The sequence below is a fragment of the Paenibacillus tundrae genome, assembly GCF_036884255.1.
GTDB lineage: Bacteria > Bacillota > Bacilli > Paenibacillales > Paenibacillaceae > Paenibacillus.
The window spans coordinates 4,730,604-4,757,267 of record NZ_CP145605.1 but is presented as its reverse complement, the minus strand read 5'-3'; the positions used below and the strand labels follow the sequence as shown (position 1 = coordinate 4,757,267).

Below are 26,664 nucleotides of genomic sequence, written 5' to 3'. Positions count from 1 at the left end.
TAATAACGAGTTGTTACCAAGTTTGGAGGGAACGATATATGTTTTGTTATCAGTGCGAACAGACGCCTAGTGGGGGTTGTACCGTCGTTGGGGTATGTGGAAAAAATGAAACAGTAGCCAGTTTGCAGGATACGATGATCTTTGCTTTAAAAGGAATTGCCGCTTATGCCACGCATGCACGGCAGTTGGGATATACCGATCCTGAAGTAGATCGGATTACGCATGAAGCTCTATACATGACGCTAACGAATTCTAATTTTAATGTCCAAGAGCATATTGATATGGCGATGCAAGTGGGGAATGCAGCGATACGCATCATGGATGTGCTGGATCGGGCGCATACAGAACGCTTCGGAATTCCACAGCCGATCACGGTAAGTCAGAATCAGATCGAAGGACATTGTATCGTAGTGACAGGACATAATCTGTATGCTCTGGAGGAACTGCTGCGGCAGACCGAAGGTAAAGGCATCAACATTTATACACATTCAGAAATGTTACCTGCACACGGTTATCCTGCACTCAAGAAGTATGCACATTTGAAAGGAAATATCGGTAAGGCTTGGTATGATCAGCGCAGACTGTTCGAACAGTTCCCAGGGGCTATTCTAGCAACGACGAACTGTGTAATGCCGATCAAAGGAACGTATGCGGATCGCTTCTTCTCGTACGAAGTTGCTGGATTAGAGGGCGTTGAGAAGGTAGAGAACGATGATTTCTCACGCTTAATTGAGCGAGCATTGTCATTGCCTGTAGCTAACGTACAATCGGAACAGGTTTTAACTACGGGGTATCACCATGAAACAGTCATTGGGCTGGCTCCTGAGATTATCCAAGCGGTCAAAGATGGACATATCCGCCGATTCTTCGTCATCGCTGGCTGTGACGCACCGGGTAAAGGCGGCAACTATTACCGGGAGTTGGCAACATCTCTCCCGAATGATACGGTAATTCTGACTACTTCCTGCGGTAAATTCCGCTTCAATGATGTGGATTATGGAACTGTAGGCGATACAGGTATTCCGCGCTATATCGATCTGGGGCAATGCAACAACTCCGGTTCTACTGTAAAAATCGCTATGGCTTTAGCTGATGCCTTCGGTTGCAGCGTAAATGAATTGCCTGTCAGCATTGTGCTGTCATGGTTCGAACAGAAGGCTGTCGCGATCTTGCTAGGCTTGTTCAGCTTAGGCATTCAAGATATTCGCATTGGGCCTAAGCCGCCAGAGTTCATTTCATCGGGAGTATTGGAAGTGTTGGTAGAGATGTTTGGTCTGAAACTCATTACAACTGCTGAAGAAGACATGAATGCAATGCTGGCATTGTCTTAATCATACTTATATATTTTGAAGTAAAGAGCCTACCAGTACGGTAGGTTCTTTGCTTTATTTTGTATTTCTGGTGGTTCATTTCACCTAGTGTACATACTCAGATATGCAATTATAATTGGTTTATTTATCCTATTGTGATTTATTTGTGGAAATGGATATATAGATAGAGGACTTAAATAACTCGGTTTACCGTTGTAAGAGGAGAAGGTATATTCATGAATCACAGGCAACTCATGTCAGACATTGTGCAAATTGCAGGAGGGGAGGACAATATTAGAGGTGTAGAGCATGAACTGACGGCAATCACATTGGTGCTGAAGGATCGGACTCAGGCGGATTTCTCCATTCTCTCTGCGCAGCAGTTTACAGCCAATATTTACCTTGAAGGTGAACGATGCCGGATCGAACTAGAATCAGAAAGTGTAGCATTAGATGTATTCAACACCCTTACGGGCAGCTATTTTGTACATAAGATTGAGGATGGAGAGCAAGAAACCAAGCTTGAGGCAAAGAGATCCTTTTCAGTTTTGCACTTTATATCCGATGTATTTAGACCATTACTGCCCGTGATTCTTGGGGCGGGCCTTATTAAGGTCATATTGGGCATCATTCTACTACTGAATCAACTCATATCTGATGATTCGATGTTGATGGATGAGCCTATAATCAACTTGCTGAGTATGATCGCAAATACCCCGGTATATCTACTACCTGTGCTAATCGCCGTTAGCACGGCTTACCGATTGAGAAGCAATATGTATGTGGCTGCTACAATTGGAGGATTCATGTTCTACCCTGAGGTTGCCATGTGGTTAAACGGTGAGAAAACAGCTCGTTTGTTTGGCGTAGAGATTATCTCACAGCCAACTCTCTATTCTTCCGTTCCATGGGTTATTCTAGCCGTATGCGCAGCAGCATATCTGGAAAGAAGTATCAATAGAAGAGTACCTAGAGCATTCCAAGGAATTGCCGCTGCATTCATGAGTTTGGTGATCCTCTTGCCAGTCATCTTACTTATTCTAAGTATCGTTGGAACATTCGTGGATGATTATGCTGGAGAGTGGATTAGCTCACTTGTGGAAAGTGCGCCCGTACTAGCGGTTATGTTAATTGCTGCATTTTTCTCCCTGTTGATGATTGCTGGATTGCAATACTGTCTATTTCCAATTATCGTTTATGAAATTACGTCTGCGGGCTACTCTATTGTACTTCCTACGATGTTTGTTGCGATGTTTGGACATGCGGGTGCAGCGCTGGCAGTTGCCCTTCGAAGCAGAAGGGGCGAAACGAAAAGAACAGCCGTATGGTCCTCCGTTGTAGCACTTCTAGGCGTACCTGAGCCTGCAATCTACGCAGTGAATATGAGCAAGAGGATTGCCTTTTACTCAGCACTACTAGGTGGGGGTATAGGTGGATTATACATGGGACTTACGTCTGTTAGTATTTCTGTAATTAGCGGTGGTTTCGGCAGTTTGTTTGAAATTCCATTGTTCATAGAAGAAGGCTCATTGAATGTACTGCATGCTTGCATAGGATTGGCAGTATCCTTTGTAGTAGCAGGTGCATTGACTTATTGGTTAACTGGAAGACAGTCTACATCCGTTAAGCGTTAATTTAAAGTAGATCCCAAAGGATTGGTATAACCCCGCACCGACATGGTGTGGGGTTTTCATGTATACTGTGATTCAATGAACTAGATTTTAAGATTATTAAAGGTTGTGTGATAAAGGAGAGGCGTAATGAACAGTATTAACAAGTTAATAGACAAGATGCAGTGCATCAATAATGATATGAGCGCATACGTCCCGCACTCGTTATGAATTCAATAGAACAGGGATGGATTGCGGAATGGCATTCTACTAAACCACTAACGGACAAATGGATTGCGACAGGTGAAGTGCACTATTTCCATCATCATGCGTTCATTCTCATTGTTGATGGCAGAGCTACTTGGAATATCAACGGACAGAAGGTTCAAGTATCTTATGGACAACTGGTAGCATTACAAAAGAATTCAATGATTGAAATCGTAAATGGCGGCAGTCTGGATATGGCGGGATGGCTTGTGGAATTCAACACCTATTCGATTAAACAACATGAGGAGAGCATCGCTACATTCGATTGGGAAATTCCTAGGGGTAGCATTTACCAGTCTGTACAGCTAATGCTGGGCGACCTAGCAAGAATTATTCAGCACATCAATACAGGCTCGTTAGCGAAGCATGCGCAACAGGTACGCAATCAGCTTCTCATAAACGAACTATTGAACTTTTTATATGAGAACCAGCTAAGCGAAGAGCATACCATCGAACAAGGGATCCTGCGTTCTATTACCTATATGATGAGTCATTATGATGAGAATATTACCCGAAAGCAACTAGCTGAGATTGCTGGACTAAGCCCATGGCATTATTCCCGCAAGTTCAGTGAACGTTATGGTAAGCCACCGCTAGATTATCTGACGCATTACCGAATGTACCGAGCTCAGGAAGAACTGATATTAACCACCGAAACATCACAAAATATAGCCAAAAAGGTAGGCTATGAGGATGCCCACTATTTCAGTCGTAGATTCAAACAATTTGCTGGCACGTCTCCTCGAAGTTATATCAGAACCTTATCAGAACGTAAAATTGTATGTCTTTCCCCACTCTGTGCCGAAGTACTCATCGGAATAGGCATAATACCATATGCCGTTGTCGTCGTACCGCTGCTAGTACCACCCGATCAGCATGAACTTTTTGTATCTCACGGTATACGTATATTGCCAACTTCTCAATATGAATTGAATGTGGAACTAATCCAACAAGAGCAGCCAGAGATGATTATTGGCAATGTGTGGGCGGATGAATTGAAGCAGAGCCTGCGCACAATTGCACCACTAATTACGGGACTGAAAATGGATGCCGAGATTCTACTACAGCAGTTAGCAGCTATTTTTCATAAACAAGAGGAAGCTGCTGCCATTCATATGCGGATGAAAGATGTAGTGAGTTCGGCACAGCAGCATTTGCAAGAAAATATCCAAGCTTCTACGAAAGTTATGGTATTGCGTGTGGAACCATTTGGATATCGCTATTTAGGAGGTTATTCGCACGGGGTGTCCAGATTACTCTACCAGCAGCTTGGTTTAGCTCTTCCAGACTCCTTGCAGGCTGGAGAAGCCTGGTTCAATCCTTGCTCAATAGAACAATTGAAAATGGCTGATCCGGATATTCTGTTTGTGGAGAAACGTGTCATGGAACATTTCAATGCAGAAGAGAGCATGAATTATTTAACGAGTACTCCGGCATGGAATGGATTAAAGGCTGTGAGGAATAATCGGGTATTTTACGTGGATACTCGCTTGTGGGTGGATGGATATGGACTCATCGGGCATACTCAGATATTGCATCAGATCGTGGAGAAGTTGACGAATATTGATCACGCTGGAGCACAATAATCCATTCGGATACGCACGATTCACTATGGAAGAGCCGCTTCTTATTTGATAACATCTGATAATAATAATCATTATCAATATAAGGGGCGAGTACATCATGTTACCAGGATTGAAGAATTTGAGGTTTGGCGTTTTGCTGGTGGTATTAAGTTTGATATTAGCCGCGTGTTCCAATGGAACTACGAATGAGACTGCAACAGCGGGAGAAGAAACAGAGGTAAGTACAACCAAAGTTATTCAGGATCAGTTTGGAGAAGTAACCATTCCGACTGAGCCTAAAAATATGCTTGTGCTTGATTCCATTTATGCTGAGTTTTTAATTGAAATGGGTGTTACCCCACAGATGGTGGCCTTTGTACCAGAGATAGAGCCAGACTATCGAGCACCTTATTTTGAGGAACATGGCGTGCAGATGGTGCAATCTGAGCAATATCAATTCAACTATGAACAACTGCTCGGACTAGCTCCGGATTTAATCATTATGAGGGGTGCGGGGATGGAGCAAGCTGTGTATGATGAACTATCAAAAATTGCGCCAACGCTAGCTATGGATACCAACTATGAGATGAATCTGGCTATGCCGAAGCTGGCCGCGATCTTCAATAAGACCGAGGAAGCCAACCAGTTATTAGTCGAATTCGATGAGAAGGCGAAGCTGGCTAGAGAGAAAATTGCCAATGGCATCGGAGACAAAACGGTTCTAGTGCTTCGAGTGGAAAGTGACCGTTATCGTTTTATGGGTCCCAAAGCGGCCAATAGCAGTGTGTTTTTCTATGATACATTGGGACTGAATAGCCCAGAGGTTATCAAAGATTCGGATGTCTGGTTTAATCCATTCTCACTCGAATTTCTCAGTGAAATGAATCCTGACTATATTTTCTTAGAAGACAGATCTTTGAAAGGCTATGATACGAAGCAGTCGATGGAAAACTTGAAAGAAAGCATTGTGTGGACGAACCTGGATGCGGTAAAAAATGATCGTGTGTACCCACTGAAAACGAGTGATTTTACATCAGGTGTAGGGCCAATCGGTTCCGTCAAACTGATGGATTATGTGGTTGAAAAGTTGGTGCCTTAAGATGAAAAAAAAGCAATTAATGGATATTTATGATATAACTATTGTCGGTGGTGGGCCAGCGGGAATGTATGCCGCATTTTATAGTGGAATGCGAGCAATGCGCACCAAAATTATAGAAGCTAAAGCGGAACTAGGCGGATTTATGCGTACGTACCCAGAGAAGATGATCTGGGATGTTGGTGGGGTAGAGCCTGTTCGGTGCGAGCAATTGATTAATTCTTTGGAGAAACAGGCGAGGACGTTTGATCCAACGATTGTGTTTGGACAGGAAATAGCAGGGATGGAAAAGCGTGAGGATGGTGTGTTTGTACTTACTAGCAAAACGGGAGAGCAACACTATACACGTTCAATTCTGCTATGTGCTGGTAGAGGTATGACCCAGATCCAGAAGCTTGATATCGAGGGTGCCAACCGTTACGAACTGACGAATCTTCATTATACGATAACGGATCTATCTAAATTCGCTGGAAAGCGAGTTTTGATCTCTGGTGGTGGCGATTCCGCAATTGATTGGGCGAACGAAATGGCTGGTTTGGCAAAAGAAATTACAGTTGTACACCGACGTCATGAATTCACAGGACATGAGTTGCCTGTAGCCCAGATGAAAACTTTTGCCCAAGTCTTGACGCCGTACCGCATCTCTCGTTTATACGGTGCAGGAGACAAAATTGATCGAGTGGAACTTGCGCATATGGAGAGTGGCGAGTTGCGACAAGTTGAAGTGGATGAAGTTGTCGTGAGCCACGGTTACGATCGTGATTTTGGCAATCTAGTGCAGTGGGGACTCGAGCGAGAAGATTATGGTATATCAGTTGATCCGAGAATGGGTACAAGTATACCGGGAGTTTTTGGAGCAGGGGATTTTATCACCTATAGAAGTAAAGTTCGCTTGATCGCTGGAGCATTTAATGATGCTGTGCTTGCTGTGAACAGTGCCAAGATGTATTTGGAACCGACTGCTTCGGACATGGCAGGTGTATCCTCACATAATGATCGGTTTTATGAGAAAAATAAAGCTCTCTCCAACAGGTAGACGGGCTGATATTATGGAACAATCACATCTATGGAGACATATGCAGACCAACTATTATCCTTGCCAACGTCGAGATGTTCTTGACGGCTGGTAAGGTTTTTTGTTATTTGTATTTGGCTGATCTTATTACCGTATCGTTAGGTTAGATTTTATTGAAGACTTGGCATGTATTATTGATTCAAATCAAGGCAGAGCATAACCTCTTCTGTCAGTATAGAATTATAGATCATTACTGGGAGGTCATAACGATGTTGGATTATACATTTGACGATATGAAACTAATAAATCGCGACAGGCTAGGCAATATGGTACCACTCGAGCTGTTTCGTACCATCCGTTTAATTGGATTGAACCAAGGGCTGCCGATGGGAGGTAGAAGCACAACATTAACGATTGGGCGTAAAATTGGAGAGAATCTCCCTGTACATACGGTTGAAGAGTTACTGCAACTGTTTGAGGAGTTAAGGATTGGCATTCCCCGGATTCTGCACCAAGAGGAACACAAGATGATTGTTGCAGTGGATGACTGTTTCTGCAGAGGGCTGCCAACTCTGGAAGAAGAAAAGCTGGTCTGTGATCTTGAGGGAGCAATTCTTGAGGGTGCACTGACGAAGATAATGAAGCGTAGGGTTACCGTGAAGGAAACGAAATGTAATGTGAGTGGACACGAGCACTGTGAATATGAGATTCGAATGTAGATTAACATAATCAATTTCCAGACGATGAGTTATACATATATGTGAATATCTGGTGAAATCCTTGCTGTATAAGTCCGTGGTAATCCGTTCTCCATTATACTTAATGAAAATGGACGAGGAGATGGACTCCAGATGAAAAAAACAATGTGGATCATGACGAGTATAGTCGTTGTGATGGTGTTAGGAACCTATCTAGTTGCAATCAATACTGGTCGGGAAGAGGCAGGGACAGAGAATGAGACCAATGTTAGAACATTGGTTGAAGATATCAGTGCGGGTAAAGAGTCGCCTGTATCTGCCTCTATTGATGCTAAACAGTTAATAGTCACAGATCAAGATAAAACCACGACAACGTATGATTTGCCTCAGGACGAGTTTTTTCTGTCCATTGCGCCTTATGTAACGCAGACCCATCCCTGTGCAATTCATAGCTTGACCGGTTGTCAGGGAGAAATGATTAACGAGGAGTTCAGTGTAACGATTCATGATTCTGAGGGGAACACCTTCATGAAAGAATCTGCAATGAAGTCAGGAGCAAACGGATTTATGGATATGTGGTTGCCTAGAGATCGAACCTATCTCATTCGTGTCGTTCATCATGGAAAAGTTGTTGAGACTCAACTGTCTACATATGATAACGATAATACATGCATCACAACGATGCAGCTAAGCTAAAACACAGGTGATATATCTAAGAGAAGGGATTACTTAAGAGTAGTTCCTTTTTCTTTTTGTGCAGATCATCTTAAACGCATGGCAATCCCATTGACAAAATAGTACAGGTAGGGGATAATCCAATAGTGATAATGATAATTGTTATCATATAAATATATATCAATAGGGGAGAACAGAAATATGAAAAAGAGTTTGAACGGACTTTTGTTGATGTTAGTATTTGCACTCGTGCTAGCGGGGTGTGGTCAATCTACTAGCACAACTACTGATACAAGTAAGGCAGCGGATTCAGGCAGTGCTCCGGCTGAAGAGACAGCAGGTCCTGTAACGGTGAAGCATAATCGTGGTGAGCTTAAATTAGACAAGCCAGCAGAACGAGTTGTTACATTGGAATGGACCTATACCGAAGATGTGGTTGCTCTGGGCGTTCAGCCAGTAGGTAACGCAGACAACGCTAACTATAAAGTGTACGTGACTTCTGAAGCAGCTCTCGATGATAGTGTGACGGATATTGGAACACGCAGTGAGCCAAACTTGGAGGCCATTGCTGCCCTTAAACCCGATCTAATCATTGCAAATGCTGATAATAATAATGCTGTTTATGATCAACTGAATGCAATTGCACCAACGCTTGAATTTGATCCATACAACGGCGATGGTTATAACTATGACAAAATGACAGAGATCTTCAATTCGATTGCAACTGCACTTGGAAAAGAGGATAAAGCAAAAGAAGTTCTTGCTGACCTTGATCAGCATTATGAAGAAGCGAAACAAAAGCTGGCTGATGCGGGTAAATCAGACTTCCACTTTGCATTGACACAAGCATTTACCTATCAGAATGCTGCAAGCTTGCGTATGTTTACTGATAATTCAGTTGTTGTAGGCACTTTGGACAAAATTGGACTCGTTAATGACTGGCAGCCGGACAAATTGGAAGGATACGGATTCTCCACAGTGGGCATTGAATCCCTGTCTGCCGTACAAGATAGCAACTTCATTTATATCACACAGCCAGATGATGACGTGTTTGGCACAGCAATGAAAGATAACTCTGTTTGGAATGGTCTAAACTTTGTTAAAGACAAACGAGTATATCAACTGGACAGCACAACATGGACATTTGGTGGGCCAATCTCCTCCAAAGTTCTCGTTGATGGAGTCGTTGGAGCGATTACGAAATGAGTTCGGTTCAAGCTAAGCCAGCCGTGAACTGGCGCACAATAAGCATCTATGGGGGCGGTTTAACCGCTCTCATCGTGCTTTTTTTTGTAAGCCTTTGTTATGGAGAGGCAGCCATTCCATTGCAGACTGTTGTCGATTCTCTGATGGGTAAGCAGAATACATTAGAGCATAATATGATCTGGGATCTACGTATGCCCCGAACCGTTATTGGTATTCTTGCAGGCGGAGCATTAGCTGTAGCAGGAGCTTTACTGCAAACGATTACGCGTAACCCGCTGGCTGCGTCAGATACATTAGGTATTAATGCGGGAGCATACTTTATCGTGGTGCTCGGAGCGATTTTATTTCCAGGTTTACTCAGTCAGTCTCCCTTCTTATTTGCTGCTTTAGGTGGATTGGTAGCTGCATTTGCAGCTTATTTCATGGGCGGTGGCAGAGCTTCAAGCCCGGTTCGACTAGCATTATCAGGTATGATTGTATCAATGGTACTTGGTTCATTCACGAGTGCATTACATATTTTCTTCTCTATGGAAACACAGGGGTTATTCCTCTGGGGCTCCGGAACACTTGTGCAAAATGACTGGAGTGGCGTAGCCTATGCTTGGCCTTGGGTGATCGGTATTACACTCCTTGCTCTGTTGTTATCCCGGCAGTGGGACATGTTAGAGCTGGATGAATCAACCGCTTCCTCATTAGGGCAGAAGGTTGGGTTGGCTCGTGCAGGTGGGTTGCTTCTCGCCGTATTGCTGGCAGCAGTAATCGTCAGCGTTATTGGGCCAATCGGTTTTGTTGGATTGGTTGCACCACATCTCGTTCGACTAAGTGGAGTGCGTTCTAATCGTTTATTATTACCGGGTGTTTTTATATGGGGTGCTGCGCTGCTCATCGGTGCTGACGTACTTGCCAAAATGGTACATAACTCCAGTATGGAGCTGCCAACGGGTGCTGTAATGGCGATCATTGGGGCACCATGGCTAATCTGGCTGGTGCTTACCCGGATGAAAGCAGCAAATGGCGGGGGCATGACTACCTCCATGAGTACGGGGGCGCGTCGCCGTTGGGCTTTTGGTCCATTGGCGGTTGTATTTAGTGCCGCCACGATACTTCTGATTCTGGTTAGTACAATGTTTGGTGGGATGCGTATTCCACTAGGTGATCTAATACCGAGTCTATTCACGTCAGAGGGGTTGTTCTCCGGTATAATTCAGTTGCGTATTCCACGTACCCTTGTTGCTGCAGGTGCTGGAGCTGCACTGGCAATTAGCGGTGTGTTGATCCAGATGGCGGTACGTAATCCACTGGCGGACGCTTCCATCGTTGGGGTATCCTCAGGTGCAGGTCTCGGAGCGATGATGGTCATTATTCTCTGGCCAGGTCTACCGGCATTCCTGCTACCTATTGCAGCAATTATCGGTGCAGGTATCGCTGCAACAGTTGTATTCTCACTCTCGTGGAAAAAAGGATTAAATCCTTCTGCGGTCGTGTTGCTAGGAATTGCGATGTCCGCCATTGCTGGCGCAGGTATCCAGATTCTAATCGTGCGTGGCGCGGTATATGGAAGCAGCGGATATATCTGGCTGACAGGAAGCACGTATGCGCGTACCTGGGAACAGGTGAGAGTCATCGGTCTATTTTTAGTCATTCTCATACCGATTGCCTGGTGGCTTGCTCGTCGATTTGAATTGTTAGTCTTTGATGATAATAGTGCGTCAGGACTTGGTTTAGGTGTACGCCGAACACGGTTAATGGCCATGGCAACAGGTGTGTTGTTGGCAGCCGGTGCTGTCGCATGTGTAGGTACTGTCGGCTTTATCGGTCTAATAGCACCGCACATGGTTCGGTTACTCACTGGACATAAGTTAAGACGATCGATGTTTTTGTCCGCCCTGGTTGGTGCAGTTATGCTGGTATTGGCAGATACGATTGGTAGAACGGTGATGGCACCAACGGAGATCCCATCAGGCATACTGATCGCGCTCATTGGTACACCATATTTCCTTTACCTGATGTATCGCTCCAACTGGCGCAAGTCGATCAAGTAAAAGTTAGATCAGGACATGGACATTCCATCCTAGTATGTAACTATGTAAAATAACCTTGCAGCCTGCTCATGTAGCGGGCTGTTCGCGTAGATAGCAAAGAAGAGAAGCACTTTGAGTCCCTATACAGGGCAATCGTGCTTCTCTTCTTTGTTATTGCTGTATTTAGTTGTTAGGATTTAAGATCCCACTGGCTTCTACGTATTGAAGTGCTTGTTCTAACTGTTCTTGACTCTGCACTAGAGCCAGTCTGACATACCCTTCACCAGAAGGACCAAATGCGCTACCTGGGGTAACAATTACGCCTGTTTGGTTAACCAAGTCTGTGGCGAACTGTTCTGAAGACTTGTAATGCGCAGGGATCCGCGTCCAGACAAACATTGTTGCTTCGGGCTTCGTGATATGCCATCCGAGCCGGCTGAAGCCATCACACAGGATATCTCGACGTTCCTCATAAATCGCTCGTACCTGTTCAACTTGTGACTGATCTCCGGTGATGGCTGCAATTGCGGCTCTCTGAATCGGTAGAAACATACCATAATCCATATTGGATTTTAATTTCTTAAGCACAGAGACAACCGATGCATTACCTACACAGAAACCAATTCTTGCGCCAGCAAGTCCATAGGTTTTGGACAAGGAATTGAATTCGATACCTACGTCCATGGCGCCGGGCAGGGAGAGGAAGCTCCCACAAGTCTTTCCATCAAATACAAGTTCACTATAGGCATTGTCATGAAGAACTATAATATTATGCTTTTTGGCAAAGGCAATCAGATCCACATAGAATTGCTCCGGTGCCATCGCTGTAGTTGGATTGTTAGGGTAAGACACCAGCATGAATTTCGCACGGGCTGCGATGTCTGCTGGAATATCCTCTAGCTGAATGACATATCCGTGTTCTTCTTGTTGTGGCATATAATACAATTCGGCTCCAGCGAGTAGAGGCCCATCTGCGAATACCGGGTAACATGGATCAGGAACAAGCACCAAATCCCCTTCATCAACGATGGATAGGGAAATATGGGCAAGCCCTTCTTGTGAGCCGAGTAAAGAACAGATCTGTGTCTTTGGATCTAGCTCTACATTATAACGCTGTTTGTACCATGTACTGGCTGCTTGCAATAGTTCACTCTGGTCATTTACTGCATAAATGTAGTTTTGGGGATCTGCCGCAGCTTCGCACAGTGCTGTGATAATATGGGGGGCAGGCGGGATATTAGGTGTCCCCACGCTAAGATCAATCACCGCTTGTCCCTTCTCTAACCGTTCGCGCTTGATTTCGAGCAAACGGGTGAAGATCCCCTCACTAAAGTGGTTCATACGTTTTGCAAATTCCATGATGTCGTATCCTCCATTCCTCATCGTACACATATCTATCTATAATAGATGGACTGGGCGTAAATGAGAAGAGGAGACGGGTATGATACCGTAATATCGTTTATTCGACTTTGAACTGTTTGAGTTCCTCTTGTAATTTGCTGGATAGTTGATTCAACTGTTTGGATAAGTCAGCAACCTGCTCAATACTATCTAGCTGTTCTTGCGTGCTGGCACTAACCTCTTCGGTTGAAGCTGAATTTTCTTCGGTAGTGGAAGAGATGATCTCCAATGCCTGCAAAATTTCATCTTTGTGCTTATGCACATTAGCGGTATTTGTACTGATCTGAATCATGCGCAATTTCAAATCTTCCAAGTCTTTGTTAATGCTGAAGAATACTTGCTTCGTATCCTCTACGGATTTCGCATTTTCCTCCGCGATTTTCATGCCGCGAGCGGTATGCTCAACCGATATTGTTGTTTTTTCCTCAATAACACGTACTTTTTTATAAATCTCCTGGGTCGCAAGTGCGGTCTGTTCAGCAAGCTTACGTACTTCTCCCGCCACGACGGCGAAGCCTCGACCTTGTTCTCCTGCACGTGCTGCCTCAATCGAAGCATTGAGAGCAAGCAGGTTGGTCTGTGTTGCAATCTGATTGACCGTATCCACGAAGCTGGAAATCTCATGACGGCTCTGGTCAATTTCCTGAATAATGGATGAAATGGCCTGTGTGGAATTGTGATTCTCTTCGGCCCATTGGGATAGCTGCTCCACGACCGTTAATCCTTGTCCACTTTGATCAGCCGAGGTCTGTACCATCGTTTCGATCGCTTGAGCATCGGTTGCAATCTCATCGATCTGGCTTGATAATGATCCTGTTTTACGTAAAATGTTCTCTGTCTCAATTGACTGATAGTTGGTTGCATTCGCAATCTCATTAATGGCTGTACTTGTATCATTCATCGTTGTAGCCGTTCTAGAAGAGATCGACTGTAGATCGGTAGAGGACTGATTCAGTACATGAGCAGAGCTGCCTACGATTTGCAGCATGCTTTGAATTTTTTGCACCATCGTATTAATGCCGCGAGATATTTGACCTATCTCATTATTCGCTTGGGCATCCAGTTGAATCGTTAAGTCCCCTTGCTCAATCAATTTGATCTTCGCGAGCAGTTGTGGAATGGATCTTAACAGGTAACGAAGTGTAATGTAGCAGATGATAACCAATAAAAGGGTAGCTACAGCAAATCCGCTAAGCGTAATCCACGTGAACGTCTTCAGTTCTTCAAGAACCTCTTTCTCAGTTATTGTCAGACCTACCGCCCATCCGGTATCTTTACTAGTGGCATAACCGATATAACGACGTTCCCCGTTGTCGTCTGTAATAAGTTGTACACCGGATTCCCCAGCGATCATCTTCTTACCGATTTCCCCCAGGTCGCTAGTGCTGTCCGTGATGTTTTCTTTTAAGACTTTCTCCTCATCCGGGTGGTACAGAATCTCTCCTGTCTTGGAAACCAGTATGGAATAGCCCGTGTTCCCAAGAGAATAGCTTTCCATAATAGCAGGAATGTCTTTGAATGCGATATCCGCTGCGGCAAACCCGATGAGTTGATTGTTATCTTTGATCGGATAGAAAATGCCCATCAGTACATTACCTGCTGCGATATCGATGTATGGATCTGAATAGTACAGTCCATCTGTAGCTCGAATAGGCTCATAATAGGGACGAGTCTGAATATCAAAGTCCGGCGCGGAAGAGACGCCATCATTTTGCAGCCAGAATCCCTTTCCTTCAATACCTGCGATCCAAGCATCGGCAAATGAAGGCTCTTCTTTGACAATTGCTGCTAATGTTGCCTGTGTCTCTTCAGCATGTGGAGAGGTTGTCGCCACTTCTGCTGATTCGGTGGTTTCGATATATTGTTGAAAAAGTGTATTCGTTGACATCTGTTTCACGAGTGATCCTTTTTCTTTAAACATCGCATCAAATTCACTGACAATAGCCTGTGTCTTGGTCTGTAGCATAGATTCCTGTTGTTTGATCAGGATACTCCGTGTACTCGAAAACATAAATGTGCCAAGAACGGTGAAGACGACTACGATAATAATTAACAATACAATAGATACTGTGTTGGCGATGCTGGTTACTCTGGCACCGTTAGATCCCCGTTTCAACATTTTTTTCATGTTCCATCTCCCAGATGATTATTAAGCTAAATGCTCCTAAGTATATGTCGGAAAAATAAATAGATTTATGTAGGTTTTTATAGGTTGTACGAAAAAAAATGAAAAGGTCTAGATCGTGTCTACAAGGGCAGAGTTCCTTCATATTTGTGCAATAAAGTGATGAACCTTTTTATCGCCATCTAACAATTGGAACCTCGTTTGACCGATATATAGTTATCACGATGTGAAATTTAAGTCATATGAACAAAGTGGGGGAGTATCCATGGTACAAAAATCATTACATAGTGGATCCAAGAGGAGGGGAATTAAACATCTGAGGTTAACGACAACCTTGATCTTGATGCTCGCGGTTAGTTTAGTGGGGTTATTTATCTTGTTCCTGTCCGGAATATTCGGTATGAATGAGGTAAAAGAGGGGCAGGGGAAGCTCTACACCGATCGCTTCCTGCATCAGACGAACATTCTGGAGATCAAAGCGGACTTCTATAATATGCGAGCTAATTATACGAAGCTTCTCGACAAACAAGAGTATACGGATAAGCAATATGAGCAAGTTCAGAAAAATAAGAGCAATGTTATGGCTGGAATGGATGAGTTCTCCGCACGATCATTAGATCCAACAGAACAAGAGATTTTTACTGATCTACAGGCTAAACTGGAAGTCTATGACCAGGACATCGAACGGATCATGGACGTGAAGAAAACAACGGGAACTTACGATGATGAAGAGAGAAATCGAATTAACAAAAGCAGTACAGTCATTGTAGAAACGATCTCCAAGCTAAGTACATATATCGAAGAGGAATCCGCGAAGCTGTACGATGCAGCTCAGGAAACGATTAGAGAAAAAGCGGTTTTACTTAGTATTGTGTTGATATCTTCATTTGCTATTCTAGGGGCTGTTTCGTTTATCACGATTCGAAATATTATTCTGCGGATGCGTGCGATCAATCACTACTGTGCTGAAGTGACGCAGGGTAATTTGACAGCTACCCTCGATCCGAACATACTCCAAGGGAATAACGAGATTAGTGTTATTGCACGTGGAATCCATTCCATGACGGGAGCTACTTCAACGGTCATTACGAGTGTGGTACAAGAGTCTCGTCAGATCAACGAGATGAGTGATCTCACCAACCAAAATATGTCGGAGCTTAACGAGCGTATCCGGGAAGTATCTGCTACCGTGGAAGAGTTATCAGCTACGATGGAAGAGACCTCGGCATATACTGAAAATATGAATCAATCGGTTAATGAGGTGCTTCGAGCTACGGAATATATCTCTTCTCGTACGAAGGAGGAGGCAGAGTCGGCGAACGTTACCAGCGACAAAGCCGAGGCTCTGAAGCAGGAGGCTAGTGAATCTAGTAAGGCTGCCCAAGATATGTACACAAGTGCAAGTGCCAAAATGAATGAAGCATTGGAACGTGCCAATGCGGTTGACCAGATTAGTGTATTATCCCAATCTATTCTGGATATTACGGCGCAAACCAACTTGCTCGCATTAAATGCTTCCATTGAAGCTGCTCGTGCAGGAGAGGCAGGCAGAGGATTTGCCGTTGTGGCTGAGGAGATTCGCAAATTGGCAGATGGCTCTAGAGTAGCGGCAGATCAGATTCGGCATGTCACCAGTGAAGTTACCGAATCGGTTGCTCATCTATCCTCTAGCGCTAAGGAAATGCTTGCGTTTATGTATAATCAGGTGGGAAGCGACTATCAGCTATTGGAAAATACGGCCGGGCAGTACTACAACAATGCAGTGGATCAAGCCAATACCGTTAACGATCTTCATAAGACGGCTCAAGAGGTAAAACAAACGGTTGATACGCTCGTACGTGCGATTCATGAGATCGCAACGGCTAGTGAGCAATCCGCTGCATCGAGTCAGCATATTGCTGAACACATGGTGTCCTCTACGGAGCAATCGTTGCAGGTAGCTGACCAGTCGGATCAAGTGAAGGAAAGTGCTTCGCGTCTAAACGATCTTGTGAAAGGGTTTAAAGTATAGACCTGCGTAAAAATGAGTTGCTTCATTGATATGTATAGAAAAAGAAATAGAAATAGAAATACACCCTGTTGTACCGAATATGAAGAGTCGAAGACCTTCGTGTGATCGGTAAACGGGTGTATTTTTTTGTGATAATTATTTGCTGCTGGACATCGGTAAAGCTCGAAGATGATACATTTGTGTAGCTGTTTCGGAGCTAACCAATTGATAGAAACTCAATATTGTACTTCTCAATGTTATCAGCCTCCTTTACAATTATAGGAAGTGATCTAAAATCGGTAAATTCTCATTTCAATAAATAATAATGGGTAAATGGAGGATGACGAACGATGAGTGAAGTTTGGGCTGCATCAATGAGCGGGGTTCCCTGGACAATGAACAAGATGGATGACGCTGTGAGACATTTGCGGAATCGAGCGACGATCAGCTATGTAGTTGGAGTAGATAAGTTGCATGATCTCATTCAATTAGATCAACATGTATTTGCGAGAAGACCGGATCTGATTTTGTACGTATCCCATGTGGAGAAGAACAGTCCTTCCTCAGAGGAAGTGTTAGCACAACTTGCAGAGTTGAAGCATGTTACTGCGCTGAAGCTCCATCTTCAGCAGAGACAGGATTTGAATCCATTGAGTGCATTAGACCGCATGGATTATCTGGAGATTCATTCACCAAAAGGGCAATCCCTTGATTTTATTCGAAATTTCAAGTATTTAAAGTACCTGTCGCTTCATGGTAAATTCAATGATCTCTCACCGATCGAGGATTGTATCCGGTTGGAGACGCTTGTACTGAACTGCGCTATCGCGAAGCTTGATTTTGTTGTAGATCTACCCCTCTTAACGTATCTGGCTATAGACAGCTGTACCTTAAATGACTCACTGGATGTCCTAGCTAGCTCAAACATTAGCATGCTGCGGTTATCTGCCATACGTAATTTAAGCAACATTGATGCGTTAGAAACATTGCATAATTTGGTCTATCTGCGGCTGTCCCTTCCCAAAGTAGAGCGTTTATGCGATCTCTCCAGGTTGAGCAACCTAAGGCAAGTTGAACTAGATTACATGAAATCATTGAAGGATATCGATCATCTATGGAATGCAAACCAGTTAGAGGTGCTTGAATTAAAAGAGATTAATCCAAAGCTTAAGGCCGAGGCCTGTAACCGTATGGCGGAAATGGATCATTTACGACAGGTGGATTTTCGTTTTATGGATGTCAATAAAGGACGAATCGGCGCTTTGCGTAAACGAATGGTCGAAGCAGGTAAAGCGGATCTTCTCTATGAAAATATTCCAGAAGAAAATCGAATTCAATCGATGGCACTTGCGCACCTATCTCGTGTGTTGATGTAGCGTGATTATAATGGATTTTTCGACAAAATAGTTAAATTTCCCGAGAATAGTAGTTCCTTATTTTACTAATATATGGTATTATTTGGTCACGTATTATTCAATCAGCATAGATGATTAAGGGAATCTATCGGTAAAGTTTGTTACCACTTTTATCTCCTTAAGTTAGTAGAAGGGAGGCTCCGTATTCTCCGAACGTTGATTGGATTTAATCATGGAACGGTTATGTAGGTGTGCATAAACTATTCATTTAAATGGAGGTTGGACATGCTTATGAAAATGAAGAAATTAGGCATTCATAGCTTAGCTCTCGTTTTGTTGGCTTCAGTGGTCTTCTCTGGATGGGGTTCTAAGGCATCAGCGGCAACACCAATTACTTCGGATTTCAGATCACTGCCGGCTTCGCAGATCGTTTATGAGATGGGTGCCGGATGGAACTTGGGGAATTCATTGGAGGCATCAGTCAATGGTACACCAAGCGAGACAGCATGGAATAATCCTACCGTTACTCCAGAGTTGATCAAAAAGGTAAAGGCAGCGGGATTTAATACGATCCGTATCCCAGTATCATATTTGAGCCATATTGGAAGCGCTCCCAACTATACGATCAATGCTACATGGTTGAACCGGGTAAAAACGGTTGTTGACTATGCCTACAATGAAGGGCTCTACGTGGTCATAAACATTCACGGGGATGGATTCAATTCCGTTCAAGGTGGATGGTTGCTTGTGAATGGTTCGAATCAAACACAGATCAAAGAAAAATATCAACGTGTATGGCAACAAATTGCCAATAAGTTCATTAATTATGATGAGCGCCTTGTGCTAGAATCCATGAATGAAACATTTGATGGGACTTACGGCAATCCTAATCCTGCCTACTATGCAAACCTTAACGCTTACAATCAGATCTTCGTGGATACCGTTCGGAAAACGGGAGGAAACAACAGCGCTAGATGGCTGCTGATCCCAGGTTGGAATACGAATATTGACTATACGGTAGGCAACTATGGTTTCGTTCTGCCAACAGATACGTTCCGATCTTCGACCATTCCGAGCTCCGAAAAAAGAATTATGATCTCGGCACACTATTATTCTCCTTGGGATTTCGCCGGTGAAGAATCTGGTAACATCACTCAATGGGGAGCAACGGCGACTAACCCATCCAAGAAGTCTACTTGGGGTCAAGAGGATTACTTGGAATCACAGTTGAAATCGATGCACGATAAATTTGTGACACAAGGCTATCCTGTTGTGATCGGCGAATTCGGCTCCATTGACAAAACGTCATATGATTCTACCAACAATACGTACCGTGCCATATTTGCCAAAGCTGTTGCGAAAACAGCCAAAAAGTATAAAGCGGTTCCTGTATACTGGGACAATGGTTACAACGGTCAGCATGGATTCGGCTTGTTTAACCGATACAACAATACGGTAACTCAGCAAGGAATTATTAATGGAATTATGCAAGGTATGCAATAATCCGCCGTTTGGCGAGATGAATGCAATCGGCGCGCTCCTGATAGAAGGAACGCGCCGTTTTTAGGTTTTTTGAAGCCATATATTGGTGATCATATCGTTAATAAGCTAGGTGTTGGTATCTGTTAGCGCAGGAACGTTAATCTCTTTCACACAGGCAGCGTTGGATAGGCTAACGATACACTTCACAATGGAGACCATGTCCTGAAGCGGGATGCGTGTTCCGTTATATTCCTCAAGTGCTCGCTGGGCTCCTTGCTCATAAGGAATCTCGGCTGCAAGCTCCCCAGGGTTAATACACGTAACAGCGATGCCATCCTGTCTGGTATGTTCTCGCAGTGCTTCTGTAATTCCACGAATAGCAAATTTGGAAGCGACAAAAGAAACCTGTGTATTATTGGCATTGTTAAGTCCCGCTGTTGAACCGATGAGGATGATCTTTCCTCCTGAAGATTGTCGCAGATGCGGCAATAAAGCCTGAATACATACAATCGTTGAGGTGATATTCACATGGATCAGCTGACTAATATCCGCAGGCTCATCTCGGTCGAACGAATAGTGATCCTCGAAGCCTTCCTTTTCCCAGATTCCCACATTGTAGATGAGAACATCTAGTCTTTCGTTTTTTAGCTGATCCGTAACAATGGTAGCCGCATTTTGATTAGCAAGATCGGCCTGAACCCATATTCGCTCTACACCATCATTCAACTTCAGACTCTCGGGTTTACTTCTGGATACAACCCAGACCTTGTCACCCTCCTGAGGTACACCTCTAACAAAGGCATCTCCTAATCCCTTACTTGCACCAAATACAAGGTAACTTTTCATCTTCATGCCTCTCTTTCTTATATGTACAAGATATTAATTTCTAAAAAAGGATTACAGGTTTTACTATATCATCTAGGGATATATAGCTCCAAATTTTGCTAGGAACAGCGGCGGTTTTGCTAAATAGAGGCAAATTAATGGATTCATTCGCTAATTAAACTTAACACTGTAAAGATTATATGATACAATCTTTACAGTGTTAAGTTATTGAGAAGGGAGCGCTTATATTTTATGAAGGAAAAGCCGTATCACCATGGCAATCTGCGAGGTCAACTGATTGAAGCAGGTATTCGACTGATTAACGAGGATGGTTTAAAGAGCTTCTCGCTGCGTCGGGTTGCTGCAAAATGCAACGTTAGTCACACCGCACCCTATAGTCATTTTGAAAATGTGGATGAACTACTTGCTGCTATGGGGGAGCATGTGACAGCACAATTTATGGATAAGCTTCATACTTCCATTGATGGACAGGAGGACAGCCGCGAAGCCGTATCCTTGCTGGGTCAGGCCTACATTGATTTTTTTGTGGATCATCCGCCTTATTTTCAGTTCTTGTTCTATCATTCTAAAATCTCAATTAATCTGGATAACTATGACCAAGATGATTATCCGCCGTTTGTACTGTTTCGCATGATTGCATATCGTATGTTTCGTTCCGTCGGCCTTCCCGAGGAGCAATGTCCACAACAGTTAATTGCATTGTGGGCGATGGTGCACGGTATAGCTTCGCTGCTCACTAACAATGGTGTTCGTTTCTCTGGAAATTGGCGTGATTATATCACGATCCAAACCCCATTTCAGGAGGGAAAATAATGAAAATGCTAATTCATGATTTGCCTGAACAGCAGTTGAGTCAGATATATAATCCTACAGATGCTTTGGAACTGGACGTTGTCACCAACAATGGCTCCATTCGCAAATGTGTTGGCTGTTTCGGATGCTGGACCAGAACGCCTGGCGTATGTATTATAAGGGATGAATATCAGCACATGGGAGAACGTCTCTCCAAAATTGATGAGCTGATCATTGTCAGCGAGTGCATGTATGGAAGCTATAGCCCTTTTGTGCTTAATGTACTTAACAGAAGTATCTCTTACGTGTTGCCTTATTTCGTTACGAAGAATGGGGAAACTCACCATAAGCAACGATACAAAAATCGCTTCGCCTTGTCTGTCCATTTTTATGGCGAAGACATTATGGAAAATGAGAAGGAAACTGCGAAGAAGCTTGTTGCTGCCAATAGTCTTAACTGGGCTTCTGCCAATAAAAGTGTGTTCTTTCACACACATGCCCAAGATGTGAGGGGGATGCTTCAATGAAAATCGCGATGATTAACGGGAGTCCCAAAGTAAGACAAAGTAACTCTGCCTTCATGCTGCAAGCTTTGGAGCCTCTTATCCATGAAGAGCATGAAGTTACACACTTCCCGATTCGCCAGAGAGCACTTACAGACGCGCAGTTCATTGAACTTTGCGATATGGATGTACTGGTTATTGCATCACCACTGTACGTGGACGGCTTGCCATCCCATTTATTTAGCATGCTTGTGACCTTAGAGAAATTTATGAGAACAGAACGTAACAAGGATATTTATCTATATGTCATGCTGAACAATGGTTTTTATGAGGGACACCAAAATCAAATTGCTATTGAAATCATTCAAAATTGGTGTCAGCGCTCAGGGGTAACCTTTGGACAGGGTCTTGGTCAAGGTGGCGGTGAAATGTTGGGTTTTCTCGAAAAGGTTCCACTCGGACATGGCCCTCTTCGGAATCTCGGCAGAGCAATTCAAGAACTTGCCCACCACATTAACACACAAGGGATAGGACAATCTCGCTTTTTCAGTCCAAACTTTCCACGTTTTGCATGGAAATGGGCAGCAAAGCGCTCCTTTTGGGAAGCTACCGCCAAGAAAAACGGTTTGAAGAAAAAGGACATGTTGCGGAGATTGTAGAGTAAGACATAGGGGACAGCACGTTAGATTACATAAAAAAACTGAACAAGTAGACACGAAAAAAAGTCTTAAGCTGTGGCTGTTTCCATATAATTTACTGGGAACAGTCGTTTAGTTTCTTCTGGAATGGATTTTGGTTAAGACACAAAGAATCAGCCTGCGGATAACAATGAAAAAACTTCATAATAGCACTAGCGTTATTTCTCCTCCTTGCTGTACATAATCCAGCCTTTTATAGCTAAGCTCTGGGTGAAGACTGTTATTGTTTATTGATTATGGTGAACTTGCCCACTGACTTTTGTCCGCACCGTTGGCTTGTGTTCCAATATACAAAATACCTCCAGAGTTAGAGGTTCATAAAAAGGTGGGATGGGGATAATGAGTGTTTTATCAACTGGGCCGGTAGAAAACAGCCCCGTTTCTGGCGTTAGACCGACACAACAGGTGACGATTAGATTGGTAAATCGCGCTACTGTAGATTCTGTAATAGTTTATTTGCAAGGCTTTGTAGTAAGTACAACAAGGACGCTGTATGTGAATGAAGCAATCAGTATTGCACCTAACGAAGTCGTGAGCAAAAATTATTTCGCAGATTTGGATGCTTTTGAGTTTGTTTTTGAAACTAGTGCGGAAGGTGTGGAGGAAGTAGGGATTTCAGTGTGGGGCAAACAAGCGTCTGGGCAATTAGTTGATGCACACCGAATAGTGGTACACGAAAACATAGTTAAGGATATCTAGCAAAAGGGGTTCACTCACAAGAGGAGGATGTGGCGATGAGTTTTTTGTCAACAGGACCAATAGAAAATAATTCGGTTAACGGTGTAAGACCGACTCAGTCGGTTACGATCAGAATTGATAATCGAAGCGATACCGTAACTTCAACCATACAACTACAAGGGTATTATATGACTGATGGATCCAGGATTCTATATGTCAGTGAGTCGTTCGACATTGCACCAAATCAAGTGATAACCAACAATTATTTTGCTAATTTTGATGCGTTCGAGTTTACCTTTTCAACAACAGCGGTGGTTAATGATCCTGTTCAAGTATCCGTATGGGGAAAAAGCAGCACAGGCTCTTTGGTAGCAGCTCATCGTTTGGTTTCTTCAGAATTGATAGGTGAAATCCCAAGCATCACCGGCGCAACCGGGTCTACAGGAGCGACAGGCGCACCGGGCACGCCAGGTACGACGGGAGTAACGGGAGCAACAGGTACGGCGGGTACGACGGGAGTAACGGGAGCAACAGGTACGGCGGGTACGACAGGAGTAACGGGAGCAACAGGTACGGCGGGTACGACAGGAGTAACGGGAGCAACAGGCACCGCGGGTACGACAGGAGTGACCGGAGCAACAGGCACGGCGGGTACGACAGGAGTAACGGGAGCAACAGGCACGGCGGGTACAACGGGAGTAACGGGAGCAACCGGCACGGCGGGTACAACGGGAGTGACCGGAGCAACAGGCACGGCAGGTACAACGGGAGTGACCGGAGCAACAGGCTCAGCGGGTACAACGGGAGTGACCGGAGCAACAGGCTCAGCGGGTACAACGGGAGTGACCGGAGCAACAGGCACGGCGGGTACAACGGGAGTAACGGGAGTGACCGGCACGGCGGGTACAACGGGAGTGACCGGAGCAACAGGCTCAGCGGGTACAACGGGAGTAACGGGAGCAACCGGCACGGCGGGTACGACAGGAGTAACGGGAGCAACCGGCGCACCAGGTACAACAGGAGTAACGGGAGCAACCGGCACGGCGGGTACAACGGGAGTAACCGGAGCAACCGGCACGGCGGGTATAACGGGAGCAACCGGCACCACGGGTACAGCGGGAGTGACCGGAGCAATAGGTACAACGGGAGCGACAGGTGCAGCAGGTTCTGGAGCGATCATTCCTTATGCATCGGGACTTCCAGTCGCGTTGACTACAGTATTAGGTGGACTTTTAAATACCTCCAGTTTAGTTGGTTTTGGTAACAGTGCCACAGGAATAAGTGTTAATGGAGGCATTATTGATCTCACGGGCGCTGCAGGCACCTTGCTTAACTTCGCTTTCTCAGCATCTCGTGCAGGAACGATTACTTCACTGGCTGCCTATTTCAGCACGACAGCTGGGCTTAGCTTGGTTGGATCTACAGTAACCATAACTGCACAACTGTTCCATTCCACTACACCTAATAACACCTTTACAGCTGTACCTGGTGCATTGGTTACCTTGGCTCCTCCACTGACCGGCGTTTTGGCATTGGGCACAATATCCAGCGGATTGACCACGGGACTGAGTGTTCCAGTAGCTGCGGGTGACCGTCTGCTTATGGTGTTCTCGGCATCCGTAACAGCCGGAATTGATGTGGCTACAACCTTGGCCGGATATGCAAGCGGCAGCCTTAACATCACTTAACAGAATTTCACACTTTGTATACAATTCATAAACAGGGAGCTTCTTGCGGATCATGCTGAGGGGTAACGTAGTACTTGATATGAAACCTCTATAATAGACAGAGAAAAGAAAGTCCATTAATCTGTCTATTATAGAGGGGTTTTTGTGTGGACGACCTCTAACAAATAGCAGCTTAAGCCAGACGGAGGAGGATATGGTTCATGCTTTCATTGGAACCAGAACGATTAGACTGCCGAATCTCTACAACCGAGATGGAGGTTCGTTATACAGAACAGAATGGCGTGAGTATTAACGTTGATGTAACACCGCTCGAAGAATCCGGAGAAATGAAAATGAAGTATCACCAGATGCAGCTGAATTTTTCCAATGTCGCTGAGCTTCGGTGTATCACACTTAATTTCGATGAGGCTAACTACAATGGGTACGAGTTAATCGGGAGTAACCCAGATACGGGGTATACCAGGTACACACTTCGGAGTGGCTTGTACAAGAACGGGGGAAATACGACCCACGTAATCGGCTGCAGCTGAAACATTATATTGTGATTGGTTATGACAGCTATGCTGAGCTTCTGGCTTCCGCATATACTGTTGATATTCAGTGAGGATATTTAACAATAAAGATATGTGTTATAAGCCCGCGTTGATCGCGGGCTTATGCTTGTTCATCCTGTCCAGTAGGGACGGGAGTCTCTTCTAACGAGTTCAATGAATATCTTGCCTAATTCCTATTACCAGCAAGTCACCAAAGAAAGCTTCAAAGAAAGCCATGATAACAAGCTGCTTCTATTAGAGATTAGTAATTTTTTTAATGTCATACCTGCCATCTTATCACTCGTCCTTCAGCCAACGTGTGCATCCTGATGCTAATTCTTCAAGCTCATTGAACAACACACTAGCATGGTACCCGTCACATACTGCATGATGGAATTGAACCGACAGAGGTAGCAGAACCTTGTCATCTTGGCGAAGGAACTTCCCAATCGTAAAAAAAGGAAGTAAGTAACGCTCTCCCGCATAGACATTTAGGTTAAATCCAGTGAAATTAACCCACGGTATACATGAAATGGGGAACGTGTTTGGCGGTACGTCGGGATTAGGAAATAACTGATCTGCATTAAGGTATTTGGCCGTTTCCTCAAGATACCGCTGATAAAATGTTGGGAAATGCTCACTGAACGGTGTCCAAATGCTCGAGAACGTGCGATGTTCCTCATGGAAAATAGTGAAGCTTGGAGACATCTGTTCCCAAATCCCTAACCGTCCTTCAGAGTCAAAAGAAGTCCGAAATTCATGATGTCGATTAACGACTGTCGTAATCATATAGATTAGAGCCGGATACAGCTTCCTACCTGAGCGTTTAAGTTCCTCCCGCAACCGACTGATATCAACCGGTACCGTCATACTGTAAGTGCAACAGACATGATTGAGATAATGTTCAAAATAAGGCTTTCTACGCCATTGATGCATATCAATAATATTAAAATTCAATATTCACCCTCCTAAAATTAAAATATTTATTTTAGGAGGGTACATCCACTGCTTTGACCATTGCCTCACTCCTCGTCATCTACTTATTTTATATGCGTTTCAGTAGAGTTTCCAAAGTAACTCTGGAATTCTCTCATTAGTTGATTTCATGAC

At 44.2% G+C, this 26,664-nt stretch carries 22 protein-coding genes; 18 read left to right on the top strand and 4 right to left on the bottom strand.

Annotated elements, in window-relative coordinates:
• The first annotated feature begins 38 nt into the window (after window positions 1-38).
• The 9 genes from hcp (at window position 39) to V6W81_RS21340 (ending at window position 11,484) form a co-directional block, all read left to right on the top strand.
• The gene (hcp, locus tag V6W81_RS21380) at window positions 39-1,331 is read left to right on the top strand and encodes a hydroxylamine reductase (RefSeq protein ID WP_056701675.1); all 1,293 of its coding nucleotides are present in this window, start codon (window positions 39-41) and stop codon (window positions 1,329-1,331) included.
• A gap of 215 nt (window positions 1,332-1,546) precedes the next feature.
• Window positions 1,547-2,944 (top strand): PTS transporter subunit EIIC, encoded by a 1,398-nt coding sequence (locus V6W81_RS21375; RefSeq protein ID WP_338540303.1) that lies wholly within the window; start codon window positions 1,547-1,549, stop codon window positions 2,942-2,944.
• Window positions 2,945-3,147: 203 nt separating this feature from the next.
• Window positions 3,148-4,773 carry a helix-turn-helix domain-containing protein gene (locus V6W81_RS21370; protein WP_338540302.1) on the top strand — a complete coding sequence of 542 codons (1,626 nt, stop codon included), beginning with the start codon at window positions 3,148-3,150 and terminating at the stop codon, window positions 4,771-4,773.
• 97 nt (window positions 4,774-4,870) lie between these two features.
• Window positions 4,871-5,851: an ABC transporter substrate-binding protein gene (locus V6W81_RS21365; protein ID WP_338540301.1), complete on the top strand. Its 981-nt coding sequence runs from the start codon at window positions 4,871-4,873 to the stop codon at window positions 5,849-5,851.
• 1 nt (window position 5,852) lies between these two features.
• Window positions 5,853-6,884, top strand: coding sequence for an NAD(P)/FAD-dependent oxidoreductase (locus V6W81_RS21360; protein ID WP_338540300.1), 1,032 nt, complete (start codon window positions 5,853-5,855; stop codon window positions 6,882-6,884).
• 248 nt (window positions 6,885-7,132) lie between these two features.
• Window positions 7,133-7,582: a V4R domain-containing protein gene (locus V6W81_RS21355; RefSeq protein ID WP_338540299.1), complete on the top strand. Its 450-nt coding sequence runs from the start codon at window positions 7,133-7,135 to the stop codon at window positions 7,580-7,582.
• Window positions 7,583-7,714: 132 nt separating this feature from the next.
• On the top strand, window positions 7,715-8,257 hold the full coding sequence (locus V6W81_RS21350) for a CueP family metal-binding protein (RefSeq protein WP_338540298.1): 543 nt from the start codon (window positions 7,715-7,717) through the stop codon (window positions 8,255-8,257).
• Between the two features lie 180 nt (window positions 8,258-8,437).
• On the top strand, window positions 8,438-9,442 hold the full coding sequence (locus V6W81_RS21345; protein WP_145046656.1) for an ABC transporter substrate-binding protein: 1,005 nt from the start codon (window positions 8,438-8,440) through the stop codon (window positions 9,440-9,442).
• Window positions 9,439-11,484 carry an iron ABC transporter permease gene (locus tag V6W81_RS21340; protein ID WP_338540297.1) on the top strand — a complete coding sequence of 682 codons (2,046 nt, stop codon included), beginning with the start codon at window positions 9,439-9,441 and terminating at the stop codon, window positions 11,482-11,484. Before V6W81_RS21345 ends, V6W81_RS21340 begins: the two co-directional genes overlap by 4 nt.
• Window positions 11,485-11,646: 162 nt before the next feature.
• Here the strand turns inward: V6W81_RS21340 and V6W81_RS21335 are convergent, their stop codons facing one another.
• Both V6W81_RS21335 and V6W81_RS21330 read right to left on the bottom strand, forming a co-directional pair.
• Window positions 11,647-12,822, bottom strand: a complete 1,176-nt coding sequence (locus V6W81_RS21335) for an aminotransferase class I/II-fold pyridoxal phosphate-dependent enzyme (RefSeq protein ID WP_338540296.1) — start codon at window positions 12,820-12,822, stop codon at window positions 11,647-11,649.
• Between the two features lie 100 nt (window positions 12,823-12,922).
• On the bottom strand, window positions 12,923-14,992 hold the full coding sequence (locus V6W81_RS21330; RefSeq protein WP_430700906.1) for a methyl-accepting chemotaxis protein: 2,070 nt from the start codon (window positions 14,990-14,992) through the stop codon (window positions 12,923-12,925).
• A 262-nt stretch (window positions 14,993-15,254) separates the two neighbouring features.
• Between V6W81_RS21330 and V6W81_RS21325 the strand changes: the two genes are divergently transcribed.
• The 3 genes from V6W81_RS21325 (at window position 15,255) to V6W81_RS21315 (ending at window position 19,837) form a co-directional block, all read left to right on the top strand.
• A complete protein-coding gene (locus V6W81_RS21325) occupies window positions 15,255-17,000 on the top strand; it encodes a methyl-accepting chemotaxis protein (protein ID WP_338540295.1) in 1,746 nt (581 codons plus the stop codon).
• 329 nt (window positions 17,001-17,329) lie between these two features.
• Window positions 17,330-18,355: a hypothetical protein gene (locus V6W81_RS21320; RefSeq protein ID WP_338540294.1), complete on the top strand. Its 1,026-nt coding sequence runs from the start codon at window positions 17,330-17,332 to the stop codon at window positions 18,353-18,355.
• A gap of 264 nt (window positions 18,356-18,619) precedes the next feature.
• Window positions 18,620-19,837, top strand: coding sequence for a glycoside hydrolase family 5 protein (locus V6W81_RS21315; RefSeq protein ID WP_338540293.1), 1,218 nt, complete (start codon window positions 18,620-18,622; stop codon window positions 19,835-19,837).
• 105 nt (window positions 19,838-19,942) lie between these two features.
• Here V6W81_RS21315 and V6W81_RS21310 read toward each other — a convergent pair whose 3' ends face one another.
• The gene (locus V6W81_RS21310; protein WP_338540292.1) at window positions 19,943-20,662 is read right to left on the bottom strand and encodes an SDR family NAD(P)-dependent oxidoreductase; all 720 of its coding nucleotides are present in this window, start codon (window positions 20,660-20,662) and stop codon (window positions 19,943-19,945) included.
• Between the two features lie 231 nt (window positions 20,663-20,893).
• Between V6W81_RS21310 and V6W81_RS21305 the strand changes: the two genes are divergently transcribed.
• From V6W81_RS21305 to V6W81_RS21280, 6 genes are all read left to right on the top strand, one after another.
• Window positions 20,894-21,475: a TetR/AcrR family transcriptional regulator gene (locus tag V6W81_RS21305; RefSeq protein ID WP_338540291.1), complete on the top strand. Its 582-nt coding sequence runs from the start codon at window positions 20,894-20,896 to the stop codon at window positions 21,473-21,475.
• Entirely contained in the window at window positions 21,475-21,981 is a 507-nt protein-coding gene (locus tag V6W81_RS21300) for a flavodoxin family protein (protein ID WP_338540290.1), read from the top strand. The genes V6W81_RS21305 and V6W81_RS21300 overlap by 1 nt, the downstream gene beginning before the upstream one ends.
• The gene (locus V6W81_RS21295; RefSeq protein ID WP_338540289.1) at window positions 21,978-22,616 is read left to right on the top strand and encodes a hypothetical protein; all 639 of its coding nucleotides are present in this window, start codon (window positions 21,978-21,980) and stop codon (window positions 22,614-22,616) included. Before V6W81_RS21300 ends, V6W81_RS21295 begins: the two co-directional genes overlap by 4 nt.
• Before the next feature lie 378 nt (window positions 22,617-22,994).
• Window positions 22,995-23,354: a hypothetical protein gene (locus V6W81_RS21290; RefSeq protein ID WP_145046646.1), complete on the top strand. Its 360-nt coding sequence runs from the start codon at window positions 22,995-22,997 to the stop codon at window positions 23,352-23,354.
• 35 nt (window positions 23,355-23,389) lie between these two features.
• Complete coding sequence (locus V6W81_RS21285) at window positions 23,390-25,021, top strand: exosporium glycoprotein BclB-related protein (protein WP_338540288.1); 1,632 nt, start codon at window positions 23,390-23,392, stop codon at window positions 25,019-25,021.
• A gap of 200 nt (window positions 25,022-25,221) precedes the next feature.
• Window positions 25,222-25,551 (top strand): hypothetical protein, encoded by a 330-nt coding sequence (locus V6W81_RS21280; RefSeq protein WP_338540287.1) that lies wholly within the window; start codon window positions 25,222-25,224, stop codon window positions 25,549-25,551.
• Window positions 25,552-25,851: 300 nt separating this feature from the next.
• Here the strand turns inward: V6W81_RS21280 and catA are convergent, their stop codons facing one another.
• Window positions 25,852-26,511: a type A chloramphenicol O-acetyltransferase gene (gene catA / locus V6W81_RS21275; RefSeq protein ID WP_338540286.1), complete on the bottom strand. Its 660-nt coding sequence runs from the start codon at window positions 26,509-26,511 to the stop codon at window positions 25,852-25,854.
• Window positions 26,512-26,664 lie beyond the last annotated feature (153 nt).

Bases quoted from the DNA above. Each gene is read 5' to 3' on its own strand.
- V6W81_RS21285 (WP_338540288.1), top strand. From the start codon at position 23,390: ATGAGTTTTTTGTCAACAGGACCAATAGAAAATAATTCGGTTAACGGT.
- V6W81_RS21360 (WP_338540300.1), top strand. From the start codon at position 5,853: ATGAAAAAAAAGCAATTAATGGATATTTATGATATAACTATTGTCGGT.
- V6W81_RS21325 (WP_338540295.1), top strand. From the start codon at position 15,255: ATGGTACAAAAATCATTACATAGTGGATCCAAGAGGAGGGGAATTAAA.
- V6W81_RS21340 (WP_338540297.1), top strand. From the start codon at position 9,439: ATGAGTTCGGTTCAAGCTAAGCCAGCCGTGAACTGGCGCACAATAAGC.
- V6W81_RS21355 (WP_338540299.1), top strand. From the start codon at position 7,133: ATGTTGGATTATACATTTGACGATATGAAACTAATAAATCGCGACAGG.
- hcp (WP_056701675.1), top strand. From the start codon at position 39: ATGTTTTGTTATCAGTGCGAACAGACGCCTAGTGGGGGTTGTACCGTC.
- V6W81_RS21295 (WP_338540289.1), top strand. From the start codon at position 21,978: ATGAAAATCGCGATGATTAACGGGAGTCCCAAAGTAAGACAAAGTAAC.
- V6W81_RS21350 (WP_338540298.1), top strand. From the start codon at position 7,715: ATGAAAAAAACAATGTGGATCATGACGAGTATAGTCGTTGTGATGGTG.
- V6W81_RS21365 (WP_338540301.1), top strand. From the start codon at position 4,871: ATGTTACCAGGATTGAAGAATTTGAGGTTTGGCGTTTTGCTGGTGGTA.
- V6W81_RS21315 (WP_338540293.1), top strand. From the start codon at position 18,620: ATGCTTATGAAAATGAAGAAATTAGGCATTCATAGCTTAGCTCTCGTT.
- V6W81_RS21280 (WP_338540287.1), top strand. From the start codon at position 25,222: ATGCTTTCATTGGAACCAGAACGATTAGACTGCCGAATCTCTACAACC.
- V6W81_RS21375 (WP_338540303.1), top strand. From the start codon at position 1,547: ATGAATCACAGGCAACTCATGTCAGACATTGTGCAAATTGCAGGAGGG.
- V6W81_RS21320 (WP_338540294.1), top strand. From the start codon at position 17,330: ATGAGTGAAGTTTGGGCTGCATCAATGAGCGGGGTTCCCTGGACAATG.
- V6W81_RS21345 (WP_145046656.1), top strand. From the start codon at position 8,438: ATGAAAAAGAGTTTGAACGGACTTTTGTTGATGTTAGTATTTGCACTC.
- V6W81_RS21290 (WP_145046646.1), top strand. From the start codon at position 22,995: ATGAGTGTTTTATCAACTGGGCCGGTAGAAAACAGCCCCGTTTCTGGC.
- V6W81_RS21335 (WP_338540296.1), bottom strand. From the start codon at position 12,822: ATGGAATTTGCAAAACGTATGAACCACTTTAGTGAGGGGATCTTCACC.
- V6W81_RS21310 (WP_338540292.1), bottom strand. From the start codon at position 20,662: ATGAAAAGTTACCTTGTATTTGGTGCAAGTAAGGGATTAGGAGATGCC.
- V6W81_RS21305 (WP_338540291.1), top strand. From the start codon at position 20,894: ATGAAGGAAAAGCCGTATCACCATGGCAATCTGCGAGGTCAACTGATT.
- V6W81_RS21370 (WP_338540302.1), top strand. From the start codon at position 3,148: ATGAATTCAATAGAACAGGGATGGATTGCGGAATGGCATTCTACTAAA.
- V6W81_RS21300 (WP_338540290.1), top strand. From the start codon at position 21,475: ATGAAAATGCTAATTCATGATTTGCCTGAACAGCAGTTGAGTCAGATA.
- V6W81_RS21330 (WP_430700906.1), bottom strand. From the start codon at position 14,992: ATGAAAAAAATGTTGAAACGGGGATCTAACGGTGCCAGAGTAACCAGC.